This window comes from Rhodococcus sp. As11 (assembly GCF_048957735.1).
GTDB lineage: Bacteria > Actinomycetota > Actinomycetes > Mycobacteriales > Mycobacteriaceae > Rhodococcus > Rhodococcus gordoniae.
In genome coordinates this window covers 45,237-58,390 of sequence record NZ_JARDJE010000016.1, presented here as the reverse complement: position 1 = coordinate 58,390, position 13,154 = coordinate 45,237, and the positions used below count along the sequence as shown (strand labels likewise).

The 13,154-nt window shown below is 65.4% G+C and carries 9 protein-coding genes; 7 read left to right on the top strand and 2 right to left on the bottom strand.

Annotated features, from left to right (window positions below; genetic code table 11):
- Positions 1 to 95: 95 nt before the first annotated feature.
- Positions 96 to 656 (bottom strand): TetR/AcrR family transcriptional regulator, encoded by a 561-nt coding sequence (locus PV766_RS18265; RefSeq protein WP_016933505.1) that lies wholly within the window; start codon positions 654 to 656, stop codon positions 96 to 98.
- Positions 657 to 735: 79 nt separating this feature from the next.
- Here PV766_RS18265 and PV766_RS18260 point away from each other — a divergent pair, with 79 nt between their 5' ends.
- The 7 genes from PV766_RS18260 to PV766_RS18230 all read left to right on the top strand — a co-directional run bounded on the left by PV766_RS18260 (position 736) and on the right by PV766_RS18230 (position 12,046).
- Entirely contained in the window at positions 736 to 3,867 is a 3,132-nt protein-coding gene (locus PV766_RS18260) for a bifunctional cytochrome P450/NADPH--P450 reductase (protein WP_242496837.1), read from the top strand.
- Positions 3,868 to 4,265: 398 nt separating this feature from the next.
- On the top strand, positions 4,266 to 4,364 hold the full coding sequence (gene kdpF, locus PV766_RS18255) for a K(+)-transporting ATPase subunit F (protein ID WP_016934111.1): 99 nt from the start codon (positions 4,266 to 4,268) through the stop codon (positions 4,362 to 4,364).
- A 7-nt stretch (positions 4,365 to 4,371) separates the two neighbouring features.
- Complete coding sequence (kdpA, locus tag PV766_RS18250) at positions 4,372 to 6,072, top strand: potassium-transporting ATPase subunit KdpA (protein ID WP_064063694.1); 1,701 nt, start codon at positions 4,372 to 4,374, stop codon at positions 6,070 to 6,072.
- On the top strand, positions 6,069 to 8,165 hold the full coding sequence (gene kdpB / locus PV766_RS18245) for a potassium-transporting ATPase subunit KdpB (RefSeq protein WP_421097571.1): 2,097 nt from the start codon (positions 6,069 to 6,071) through the stop codon (positions 8,163 to 8,165). The genes kdpA and kdpB overlap by 4 nt, the downstream gene beginning before the upstream one ends.
- 5 nt (positions 8,166 to 8,170) lie before the next feature.
- A complete protein-coding gene (locus PV766_RS18240; RefSeq protein WP_421097570.1) occupies positions 8,171 to 8,830 on the top strand; it encodes a potassium-transporting ATPase subunit C in 660 nt (219 codons plus the stop codon).
- Positions 8,831 to 8,837: 7 nt separating this feature from the next.
- Positions 8,838 to 11,369 carry a DUF4118 domain-containing protein gene (locus PV766_RS18235; RefSeq protein ID WP_421097569.1) on the top strand — a complete coding sequence of 844 codons (2,532 nt, stop codon included), beginning with the start codon at positions 8,838 to 8,840 and terminating at the stop codon, positions 11,367 to 11,369.
- Complete coding sequence (locus tag PV766_RS18230; RefSeq protein ID WP_016934561.1) at positions 11,366 to 12,046, top strand: response regulator; 681 nt, start codon at positions 11,366 to 11,368, stop codon at positions 12,044 to 12,046. Before PV766_RS18235 ends, PV766_RS18230 begins: the two co-directional genes overlap by 4 nt.
- A 522-nt stretch (positions 12,047 to 12,568) precedes the next feature.
- Here PV766_RS18230 and PV766_RS18225 read toward each other — a convergent pair.
- Entirely contained in the window at positions 12,569 to 13,141 is a 573-nt protein-coding gene (locus tag PV766_RS18225) for a peroxidase-related enzyme (protein WP_064063696.1), read from the bottom strand.
- Between the last annotated feature and the right edge of the window lie 13 nt (positions 13,142 to 13,154).

The following is a 13,154-nucleotide window of genomic DNA, read 5'->3' as shown; positions in this document are numbered from 1 at the left end:
CGCACCGGGATCGGCTCCATCGGATCGATCGTTGCACTCCGCACTACCAGCCGGGGACTGCAGAGTTTGCGCAAAGTGTAGACGCAGAACAACTTTCAGAATGCCGACAGTCCGGAAATCGCAAAGTTGAGAAAAGCCTCGAAGGTCTTGTCGGGGTCCGCGGCACCGCCCTGCTCGTTCAGCGCACCGGTCGTCTCACCGAGGATGAAACCGGCCAGGAGAGCAAAGAGGGTCTTGCGGGCGTAGACCTGTTCTTCCTCATCGACACCGGCGTTGGCGAGAACCCGGTCGAGCGCTCTCCAGAGGAGGTGATCGCTTCCGGTCACCTCCGGATGCGACAGCGCGTAGAGCCACAGAGACGGATGCCGGCGCGCACTGGTGCGACACGCATAGCCGAGCGCCCGGAGCTGCTCTGTCCACGGGGCCTCGTCATCGTCGGGCACATCCAGTTGGAGGGCAACCAAGGCGCACACCCGCCGGAGAAGTGCGGTCTTGTTGTCGACGTGGTGGTAGAGCGACATCGGGTTGACGTCGAGTTCGACCGCCAGCTTGCGCATGGACAGTCCCTCCACCCCGATCGCATCGATGAGGCGCAGAGCTGTCGAATAGATCTCTTCCGGGGTCAAGGGTGCACCCCGATGCGCGCTGGCGGCCATACGCCGTATGCTAGCGATCGCCATACAGTGTATGGCTGGTGGTGGTACAGCCACCCGCCCCGGCCCGGAGGAGTCTTCCGTGTCCGCGACTCGCTCCGTCCCCAGCCTGCGAGGAGTGCCCATCCTCGGCAACGCCCTCCAGCTTGCCGGCGACGTACCCACCGACTTCCTGGTAGAAGCGGCCCAGGAGCATCCCGAGGGCATCTTTCAGGTGGACATCCTGGGTCACCGGGCGATGTTCGTCTACGATCCCGACCTCGTTGCCGAGGTCTGCGACGAGACACGGTTCTACAAGAGCATCGCGCCACCACTGTCGCTCGTGCGCGACTTCGCCGGCGACGGATTGTTCACTGCACGCGGCAACGAACCGGTTTGGGGTCAGGCACACCGCATCCTGATGCCCGCATTCGGACAGCGGTCCATGAAGGCCTACTTCGCGGAGATGCTCGAGGTCGCCGAAGCCCTGACCGCATCCTGGGCTCGGAGGGAAGGCGAAGACCTGCCCGTCGCCGACGACATGACTCGTCTGACCTTGGACACCATTGCGCTCACCGGCTTCGGCTTCCGATTCGAATCCTTCACCTCCCCACAACTTCATCCCTTCCTTCAAGCGATGAGCAACGCCTTGACCGAAGCCATGGTCCGCGCTCGGCAGCCCCGACTGGTTACCAGAATGCGCACCACACGCGACGAGACCTACCGAGCCGACATCCGTGTCATGCAGGAACTGGTGGACGAAGTCATCCGCCGGCGCCGCGGACGCGACCACGCCGGTAGAACGGACCTTCTCGGTTTGATGCTCGACGCCACCGACCCCCGAACCGGGCAGGCGTTGCCCGACGAGAACATCCGCAATCAGGTGCTGACCTTCCTCATTGCCGGACACGAGACGACCAGTGGACTGCTCTCCTTCGCCCTGTACAACCTGCTGCGCAACCCCCATGCGCTCGCCCAGGCGTACCGCGAGGTCGACCGGCTGCTTCCCGACGGCACCGCGCCGACATACGAAGCGATCATGAAACTGGACGTGATCCCCCGGGTGCTGGAGGAAACGCTCCGAATCTGGTCACCCATCCCCGGCATCATCCTCGAGCCGTTCTCCGACACCGAGATCGGCCACTATCCGATCCGCAAAGGTCAACAGATCTTCGTGTTGCTGCCGGCCCTGCACCGCCACCCGAAGGCGTGGGACAGGCCGGACGATTTCGACATCGACAGGTGGCTTCCCGAACGCAGAAACGCGCACCATCCCGCAGCATACAAACCGTTCGGAAACGGCGAACGCGCCTGTATAGGACGCCAGTTCGCTCTCACCGAAGCCAGGCTGGCTCTCGCGCTGATCCTGCAACAGTTCGCGATCGGTGATCCGCGTGCCTACCGAATGAAGCTCAAGCAGACCCTCACTCTCAAACCGGACGGTTTCACCGTCCGCGTCCGGAAACGCCGGCCTCATGAACGGGCCACCGAGCACACGCCTGTCGCGGCGACAACCCCCGAGGAACCGATCGACGCGGTCTCCGCCGGTACCGTCCTGACGATCGCGTACGGTTCCAACCTCGGCACCTGCGCCGATATCTCCGAACGGCTCGCCGAGCGGGCAGACCGATCCGGTTTCGACGTTCGCGTGATCACCCTCGACGAACTTGCTGCCGAACCGCCCCGTGAGGGGATTCTCGCCGTGATCGCCGCCAGCTACAACGGCCGAGCACCCGACAATGCCCAACTCTTCGATGCCTGTGACGAACTGCCGTCCCTGCACGACATACGGCTCGCGTTGCTCGGCTGCGGCGACACTCAGTGGCCCACCTACCAGGCCTTTCCTCGACGGGCCTACGCCAAGCTGACCGCGGCGGGAGCGGTGCCTCTGGTCGATCGGGGCGAGGCCGACGCAGCCGGTGATTTCGACGGTGGTGTCAGCGCGTGGACCACTGCACTGTGGGAAGCGCTGGCCGCCGAGTACGGCACAGCTGCCGATGCCGGCGGTAGCCGTTACCGAGTGGACGTTCTCACAGAATCCGACACACGTCCCGAGGTGCTCTCCGCGGCGTCCGTCCCGCTGACCGTGGTCGAGAACCACGAACTCACCGGTGATCCTGCCGGGCTCTGGGACTTCTCGCGTGAGGCACCCCGTCCCGGGGTGCGTTCGATCGTTGCCGCACTTCCCGACGGTGTCACCTATGCCGCAGGTGATCACCTCGCTGTCGTTGCCCGGAATGATCCCGAACAGGTGCAGCGGGCACTACGCGTTCTCCGTATCCCCCGCGGCCAGGTGGTGCGGTTACGTGCCCGAGGAACCACCCACCTGCCGATAGGCAGGCCGGTCACGGTGGGGCTGTTGTTGAGCGAATTCGTCGAACTGCAGGAGCCTGCCACACGCTCCGATCTCGAGACGCTGACCGCCTACACCTCCTGCCCGCATACCCGCGGGCAATTGAGGGCACTCGCCCACGCCTACGCCGAGGAGATTCTGGCCAAGCACGTGTGCGTGACCGATCTATTGGAATGGTTCCCTTCGATCACGCTGCCGCTGGCGGTCTTTCTGGAAACTACCGGACCGATCCGTCCGCGTTATTACTCGATCTCGTCGTCACCGTCGGCGAGGCCGGGTCATGTCCGGCTCACCGTCGGGCTGGTGGAAGGTGCCGCGTGGTCGGGCACGGGCCGGTACCGAGGCACGTGCTCTGCCTACCTGGCAGATCTGACACCCGGAGAGATCTTCTACGGTCATGTCCGCACGCCCATACCGTCGTTCCGTTTACCCGCCGATCCGACGACCCCGGTGATTCTGATCGGCCCCGGAACCGGTATCGCACCGTTGAGGGGTTTCCTGGAAGAGCGCGCCCACACCGCCTCGACAGGACCGATCGAGCTGTTCACCGGTTGCCGTCACCCGAAGCACGACCGGCTCTACGGCGACGAACTCGACACCTGGCACGAAGCCGGCCGGGTGCGGGTGCACACGGCCTACTCCGCGCTGCCCGGCCATCCGATCCGTTACGTCCAGCACGCCGTGGCTGCCGAAGCCGACCGCATCTGGGACCTACTCGAACAAGGGGCACATATCTATATCTGTGGAGACGGACTGCGCATGGCACCGGCTGTCCGACAAGCGTTGGCACAGATCTACGCCGACCGGACGGGCGACGACGGAGAAGTTCGGCTGCGCCGCCTCGAGACCGAAGGGCGCTACCATCAGGACATCTTTGCCTGACACCACACGCGATCGACCGAAGGCGGCAGCTGCACATCGCCGGCAATGGCTGCACTGCTGAACGATTCACTCGTCTTCCCGGACCGGACCGTGCACGCGCACCGATTCGATCGTTCACCGGTCGGGCAGTTGCCTCCGACCCGGGCGGCGCTCCCCCGGAGGAGCAGAGCCGATATCAGGATCCCGTATGGATATCGCCGGAGAGCATCAGGATTTCGTAAGGATCCGGCCGAACCGGTTCGGTGGGTGCCAGCGTGTGATGCGGGTGCCGACCGGCGCCTGTTCGTGTCGACGGCAAGGGAAGACGATATGACCGACACCGCATACGTGGTGCTGATCTTGATGGGGTTCTCGGTGTGCGCCCTGGTGCTGCGGGCTCTGTACGTGCGCGGTGAGAGATGACCTGGACGGGTATGGGGAGCGTCGCGCTCGTCGTGCTTGCGGCGGCACTGGTGGTGTACCTGCTGAGCGCACTGCTCGATCCGGAGAGGTTCTGACGGTCCGATGAATCCTGCTGTGGCCGCGGGACTGCAGATCGCTTTGGTCGTCGCAGTCCTGGCTTTGACCTATGTTCCGCTCGGTGACTATATGGCGAGGGTCTACACGACCGATCTCGCCCTGCGATGGAAGGACTTTCGAGTCGAGTCCCTGATGTACCGACTGTGCCGGATCGATCCCCGCGCCGAACAGACCTGGTACGGATACGCCGCGAGCGTGCTCGGCTTCTCGCTGGCGAGTGCGCTCTTCCTCTACGCGCTGCAGCGCCTTCAAGGTGTCCTGCCGCTCGACCACGGTCTGGGAGCGGTGAGTCCGGCAGTCGCATTCAATACCGCCGTCTCCTTCGTCACCAACACCAACTGGCAGTCCTACGTTCCCGAGACGACGATGAGCCCGATGACCCAATCTGTCGGTCTCGCGGTACAGAATTTCGTGTCCGCAGCCGTCGGTATGGCCGTGGCGGTTGCGTTGATTCGCGGCCTGGTGCGTGTCGGAGGTGGCGGTGAGATCGGCAACTTCTGGGTGGACCTGACCCGTGGGACCGTGCGGATCCTGCTGCCGCTGGCGTTCGTCATCGCACTGATCCTGTTGTCCCAGGGAGTAATCCAGTCGTATCGCAGTGGGTTCACCGCCACCGGCCTGGACGGGAACACGGTCACCACAGCACTGGCGCCGGTCGCTTCGCAGGAGGCCATCAAGGAACTGGGCACCAACGGCGGTGGCATCCTCGCCGCCAACTCTGCACACCCGTTCGAAAACCCCACCCCGATCAGCAACATCGTCGAGATTCTCGCGATCCTTCTGATTCCGGTCGCGTTGACCCGCACCTTCGGCACGATGATCGGCAACCGCCGACAAGGCCTGACTGTCCTTGCCGTGATGGCCCTGCTCTACACCACCGTGCTGGCAGTGACGATGGCGGCCGAATCCGGCACTCGCGGCGTGGCTGCGAATGCCGCCGGCGCGATGATGGAGGGCAAGGAGGTGCGCTTCGGGATTCCCGGTTCGGTGCTGTTCGCCGTGACGACCACAGGAACGAGCACGGGCGCGGTGAACTCCGCGCACGACAGCATGTCCCCGCTCGGCGGCGGTGCCGTGCTGCTGAACATGCTGCTCGGCGAGATCGCGCCGGGTGGAGTGGGAACCGGCTTGTACGGCATCCTCGTCCTGTCGGTCATCGCCGTGTTCGTCGGCGGTCTGCTCGTCGGCCGTACCCCCGAGTTCCTCGGCAAGAAGCTGCGCAGACGAGAAATCACCCTGGCCGCGCTGGCGGTGCTGGTAATGCCTGCGCTGGTGCTCACCGGCACCGGGATCACAGTGATCCTCTCGTCCACGACCGGATACCTCGGCAACTCGGGTGACCCGGGCACACCCGGCGCGATCCACGGCTTCACCGAGGTGCTCTATGCCTACGCGTCCGCGTCGAACAACAACGGCAGCGCCTTCGGTGGCCTCACCGCGACGAGCGACTGGCTTCAATCCTCCCTCGGGATGTGCATGCTGTTCGGGCGGTTCCTGCCGATCCTGTTCGTCCTCGCCCTGGCCGGGTCGTTCGCCACACAGCGACGCGTCCCGTCCGGTTCGGGGACCCTTCCCACCGCCGGCGTCGCATTCGCCGGTCTGCTCACCGGCACGACGGTGCTTGTCGCGGCCTTGACCTTCTTCCCCGCCCTCGCCCTGGGCCCGATCGCAGAGGCACTGCAGTGACTGTAGATGTTCGTCCGGAGCGGGAGACCGCCTCCACCCGGCCACACCGTGTCGGCAGCGGGGTGTTCACCACCCGCGAGCTGGTGACGTCGTTGCCCGGCGCGATACGCAAGCTCGACCCCCGACATGTGGCGCGCAATCCGGTCATGTTCGTCGTACTGGTCGGTTCGGTGGTGGCCACCGCTGCGGCCGCGGCCGAAGGCAGTCTGTTCGCCTGGTCGATCGCGGCGTGGCTGTGGTTCACCGTGCTGTTCGCCAACCTCGCCGAGTCGGTCGCCGAAGGGCGGGGCAAGGCACAAGCAGCGAGCCTCCGAAAAGTCAAGCAGGACACCATCGCTCGCCGCCTCACCGGTCGCGGCACCGAGGAATCCGTCTCGACCACCGAACTGCACGTGGGTGATCTCGTCGTCGTGGAGAGCGGGCAGACGATTCCCGGTGACGGGGATGTGATCGACGGTATCGCCACAGTCGACGAATCGGCCATCACCGGGGAATCCGCACCGGTGATCCGGGAATCCGGTGGGGACCGGTGCGCGGTCACCGGTGGTACCACCGTGCTCTCCGACCGCATCGTCGTGCGGATCACCGCCGCACCCGGACAGACATTCGTGGACCGGATGATCGCTCTCGTCGAAGGCGCCGCCCGGCAGAAGACCCCCAACGAGATCGCCCTGAACATCCTGCTCGCCGCGTTGACGATCGTGTTCTTGCTCGCGGTCGTCGCGATCGGGCCGATGAGTGCGTACGCCGGGGTCGAGCAAGGACCGGTCGAACTGGTCGCACTGCTGGTGTGCTTGATCCCCACCACCATCGGCGCGCTGTTGTCCGCGATCGGCATCGCCGGGATGGACCGGCTCGTCCAACGCAACGTCCTGGCCAAGTCCGGCCGTGCTGTCGAAGCCGCCGGGGACATCGACACGCTGTTGCTGGACAAGACCGGCACCATCACCTACGGCAACCGTCGCGCCACCGCATTGCACCCCGCCCCCGGCGTCACGGACGTCGAAGCCGCTTCGGCCGCGCGACTGTCGAGTCTGGCCGACGGCACACCCGAGGGTCGCAGCATCGTCGAACTGTGTGCCGAGCGGTACCACCTCGATCCGAGTCCGTCCGGCAACGAGGGGTCCGCGGAGTTCGTCGCATTCACGGCGCACACCCGGATGAGCGGGCTCGACATGACCGGTGACGCCGGGAGCCCCGTCCGCATCCGCAAAGGCGCCGCCGACGCCCTCATCCGCTGGGTGGACGAGCACGGTGGGTCGACACCGCCGGAGGTGACCGTCGTCGTCGACAGAATCGCCCGTGACGGCGGGACTCCGCTGGTGATCGCCCGAGCCGATGATCGCAGCGCATCGGTACTCGGCGTCATCGAATTGACCGACGTGGTCAAACCCGGCATGGCACAGCGGTTCGCCCAACTGCGGGCAATGGGCATCCGCACGGTGATGATCACCGGCGACAACCCTCTCACCGCCAAGGCCATCGCGTCCGAGGCCGGGGTCGACGACTTTCTCGCCGAAGCCACGCCGGAGGACAAGCTGGCATTGATCCGAGCGGAGCAGCAGGGTGGTCGCCTCGTCGCGATGACCGGCGACGGGACCAACGACGCACCGGCCCTCGCTCAGGCAGATGTGGGGGTAGCGATGAATACCGGAACCTCGGCAGCCAAGGAAGCCGGGAACATGGTCGATCTCGACTCCGACCCGACGAAGTTGATCGAGGTCGTAGAGATCGGCAAACAGTTGCTCATCACGCGCGGGGCCCTGACCACTTTCTCGCTGGCCAACGACCTGGCCAAGTACTTCGCGATCCTGCCGGCCCTCTTCAGCGGGATCTATCCGCAACTGGCAGGGCTGAACATCATGGGTCTTGCCACACCGCAATCCGCGATCCTCTCGGCGGTGATCTTCAATGCGTTGGTGATCGTGGCGCTGATCCCTCTTGCCCTGAAGGGGGTGCGCTACCGACCGGCGAGCGCGTCATCGCTGCTCAGCCGCAATCTGCTGATCTACGGTCTCGGCGGGGTGATCACGCCGTTCGTCGGGATCTGGTCGATCGATCTCGTGGTGCGTCTTGTTCCGGGAATGGGGTGATCGTGATGCGATCGTTCGGCTTCATCACAGGCGTAGTGCGAGCGGCTCGGGTGGGACTGCTGATGCTCGTCGCTCTGAGCGTGATCGTGGGCGTGGCCTACCCGGCCGCAGTATGGGCACTCGGACGACTGGGATCCGTCAGCGCCGAGGGGTCGCCCCTGACGGATGCGAACGGGTGCGTGGTCGGCAGCAAGCTGATCGGTGTGGACCCACAGGTCCCCGCGGGCGAGCCGGATCCCTTCTTCCACCTTCGGACGGTGGGATCCGTCGCCGCCGATGACGCCTTCGCCCCGGGCGACCCGGCCGCTGCGCTCCCGTCGAACCAGGGCCCGAGCAGTGAGATCCTCGCCCGCTTCGTCGAGGAACGACGCGCGGTGATCGCAGCGCGGGAGAACGTGACACCGCACTCGATACCGGTCGACGCGGTCACGGGCTCCGGATCCGGCATCGATCCGCACATCTCCCCTGGCTATGCGGCCTTGCAAGTGCCCCGGGTAGCGCGGGTCACCGGCCTCGCCGAAGAACAGGTCCGCGACCTCGTCGCCGCGCACACCGAGGGCCGACAACTCGGATTTCTCGGGGTCGAACGAGTCGACGTACCCGAGTTGAACGTCGCCCTGGGACTGACTGCACCCGACTGCGACCAGGTTTCCTCGGGTGGATGATGGCATCGTGACCAGTACTGCGCCCAACACATCGCGACCGCTGCGGCGGGGACGGCTGCGAATCTATCTCGGAGCCGCCCCCGGCGCGGGCAAGACGTTCGCGATGCTCGGTGAAGCGCATCGGCGACTGGTCCGAGGCACCGATGTGGTGGTGGCGATCGTGGACACCCACGGCCGGGCTCGCACCGCCGAGCAGCTGGCCGGTCTCGAAATCGTCCCTCCGCGGCGACGCACCTATCGCGGCACGGAATTCGAAGAGCTCGACCTCGATGCCGTACTCGCCCGCCGGCCTGCGGTCGCCCTGGTCGACGAGCTCGCCCACACCAATGCTCCGGGCAGCCGTCACCCGAAGCGATGGCAGGACGTCGAAGAATTGCTCGACGCAGGCATCGACGTACTGTCCACCGTGAACATCCAGCACCTCGAATCCCTCAACGACGTCGTCGAGCAGATCACCGGTGTGGTCCAGCGCGAGACCGTCCCCGACGATGTGGTGCGCCGCGCCGAGCAGGTCGAACTGGTCGACATCACCCCCCAGGCGCTCCAGCGACGCCTCGCACACGGCAACGTGTATGCCGCCGAGAAGATCGATGCCGCCCTGCGCAACTACTTCCGCGAGGGCAACCTGACCGCCCTGCGCGAAATCGCCCTGCTCTGGCTCGCAGACCAGGTCGACGTCGCTCTGGCCAAGTACCGCGGCGACCATGCCATCACCGCCACCTGGGAGGCCCGCGAACGGGTCGTCGCGGCCGTCACCGGCGGACCCGAATCCGAAACACTGGTCCGGCGCGCCAGCCGAATCGCCGGCCGGGCCGGCGCCGAACTGATGGTCGTGCACGTCGTACGCGGCGACGGACTGACCGGTGTTTCGGCGCCACAGATGACGAAGGTCCGAACTGTGGCAGAGAGTGTGGGAGCGAGCGTGCACAGCGTCGTCGGCGACGACGTACCCACCACACTGCTCGACTTCGCGCGCGAGGTGAACGCCACCCAGCTGGTGATCGGTACATCCCGCCGCTCGCGATGGGCACGCATCCTCGACGAGGGGATCAGCTCGGCGGTCGTGCGCGACTCGGGCAGGATCGACGTGCACATGGTCACCCACGAACACACGAGCCGCGCACCGAAGATGGCACTGCTGGGCCGCCACGACCACCGTCTGCAGTCCTGGATCGCAGCGGTCCTCATCCCCTTTGTCGCCACCGCCCTGATGGCCGGAGTGGACCGACTGTCCGGAGTGGCCGGCCAGAACGCGTTGTTCTTCGTGGTCATCCTCGTCGTCGCACTGTTCGGTGGCGTCGGCCCGGCCATCGTTGCGGCCCTGCTGTCGGGACTGCTGCTCAATTTCTTCTTCACCGAGCCGCGTTACAGCTTCACCATCGCCGAGCCGGACAATTTCGTCACCACCGTTGTCCTTCTCGTCGTTGCCGTGGCCGTCGCCGCATTGGTCGACGCCGCCTCCGCCCGGGCGCGCGAGGCCCGGCTCGCTTCCCAGGAAGCCGAGTTGCTCGCCTCGTTCGCCGGCGCCGTGCTGCGGGGTGCCGATCTTCCCCAGTTACTCGAGAAGGTCCGGGAAACGTACACCCAGGACGGTGTCAGTCTCCTTCGCAGTGACCGTAATTCACCCCAGGTGCTGGGGACGGCCGGGGCGGCGCCACCGATGTCCCTGCACGCCGCCGACACCGCCTGCGAGGTCGACGACAGCGCCTATGCTCTCCTACTCGCCGGACCACAACTGCGTGCGCGTGACCGGCGGATTCTCACCGCTGTGGCCGGACAGGCCGCCGCACTGGTACGGCAGCAAGAACTCGCCGCAGAAGCCTCCCATGCGTCGTCTCTGGCCGAAACCGATCGTCTACGGCGATTGTTGCTCTCTGCGGTGAGCCACGATCTGCGAACCCCGTTGGCTGCCATCAAAGCCTCGGCCTCCAGCCTGCGCAGCACCGATATCGAGTTCTCCCCCGAGGACACCGCGGAGCTGCTCGCGACCATCGAGGAATCCACCGATCAGCTCACCGCTCTGGTATCGAACCTGCTCGACTCGTCCCGGCTCGCAGCCGGAGTCATCACTCCCGTGGTGGCTCCGGTCTACCTCGACGAGGTGATCCATCGAGCCCTCCTCACCCTGACGAACGGAGAGTCGGAGCTCTCCCGCACAATCCGTGAACGCATTCACATCGACGTCGGTGAGACCACGGTCGCTGCAGACGGCGCACTGCTCGAACGGGTCGTGGCCAACCTTCTCGACAACGCACTGCGCTATGCCCCCACCGGCCCGATCCGCGTCGAATCCATCACCTCCGACGGCCGCACGGTCCTCACCATCGCCGACACCGGCCCCGGCCTTCACCACAAGGACACCGATACCTTTCCCCGGGCAGGAGATCACCGTGCCACCGGCGGCGCCGGACTCGGTCTGACCGTCGCCCGCGGATTCGTCGAGGTCATGGGTGGAAATCTCACTACCACCGACACGCCCGGCGGCGGCACCACCATGGTCGTCGACCTCGCCGCCGCACCGGTCGAGGTCCGCCCGTGACCCGCATCCTCGTCGTCGACGACGACCCCCAACTCCTTCGCGCGTTACGCATCAACCTCGCTGCCCGCGGATACGAAGTGCACACTGCTGCCGACGGACGTACCGCTCTTCGTGCCGCCGCGCACCAACAACCCGACGTGATCGTGCTCGACCTGGGTCTGCCCGATCTCGACGGCATCGAAGTCCTTGCGGGTCTCCACGGTTGGTGCTCTGCCCCGGTCATCGTCCTCTCCGCCCGTACCGACGCCGCCGACAAGGTCGCCGCCCTCGATACCGGAGCCGACGACTACGTCACCAAGCCTTTCGGGATGGAAGAGTTTCTCGCCCGGATCCGAGCTGCCGCCCGACGGGCCAGCGCCTCCCCGGCTCCTTCCACCCCCGTGGTGGAAACCGACGCCTTCACCGTCGACCTGGCGGCGAAGAAAGTCACCCGGGACGGTACCGACGTCCACCTCACCCCCACCGAATGGGGACTGCTCGAAATCCTGGTCGCTCACCGCGGCACACTCGTCAGCCACCGCGAACTGCTGAGCGAATTGTGGGGACCGTCCTACCTCACTCAAACCCATTACCTACGCGTCTATCTCGCTCAACTGCGCCACAAGCTCGAACCGGACCCCGCCCACCCACGCTATCTGCTTACCGAACCCGGACGCGGATACCGTTTCGAGCCGTGAACGTAGTAACCACACTGCTGGGCGTTCGTCCACACTTTCCTCGATCGCGGGGGCGAGCAGGTCCTGCTGGAAGGACGGAGCCGCGACGTGCCGTGCGGGATATACCTTGATCTCGACCTTTCTCATCCCGCTACCGAGTGCGAAGCGGCGCAGCCACAACTCCTCGGCCCAGAGTCGAGCGGTACGCAGGGCAGGGCAGGATGTCACCTGCTCCTACGTCGGTCCCTACACCGACAACCCCGTGTGTGTGGGGGTGGTCGTGCTTCCGGTCGCGGTCTCGAATAGTCTGTGCGATGCCCCCACGGTCGCCGCAAGGTGCGGGTACTTCTCAGCGAGCGGGGCCGGGCATCGCACTCGGCACTGGCACCACGCATCCGTGAAGTCGAAAGGACCCTCTTCGAAAGAGGAGCCGAATGCCTTCGCATCCAAAGTAATACGACAGGGGCCCTACACAACGCGTCGGCGCGGTTTCTGCCATGGAACCGAGTTCGAAACCGAGGACTTCCTCGACGGGCGTGCCCGTCAAGCCCGAGGTGTGCGTCCCATCGTGTAGAACTCGACGTTGGGCATCATCCCCGTCACGCTCGCCATGCGGTTACTCAACCCGAAGAACGCGGTGATCGCCGTGATGTCCCATGCATCCTCATCGGTGAGGCCGTGTGCGTGCAGGGCTTCGAAGTCGTCATCGCAGATCTCGTGCGAACGCGCGTTGACCTTGGTAGCGAAATCGAGCATCGCACGTTGACGTGGCGTGATGTCGGCGAGGAGATAGTTCGTTGCGACCTGCTCGGCGACAGTCGGTTTCTTCTCGTAGACGCGGAGAATCGCTCCGTGTGCGACGACGCAGTACAGACATTTGTTCGCAGCGGAGATGGTCGTCACGATCATCTCGCGATCACCCTTCGTCAGTCCCGATTCCTCGCGCAGCATGATCGCGTCGTGATACGCGAAGAACGCTCGCCACTCGGCGGGACGACGCGCGAAAGCCAGGAACACGTTCGGCACGAACCCCGACTTGTCCTGTACCTCGAGGATGCGCTCGACGATGTCCTCGGGCAGATCCGCGAGTTCGGGTAGCGGGTAGCGTTCACTCATAGCCAGAAAGTTA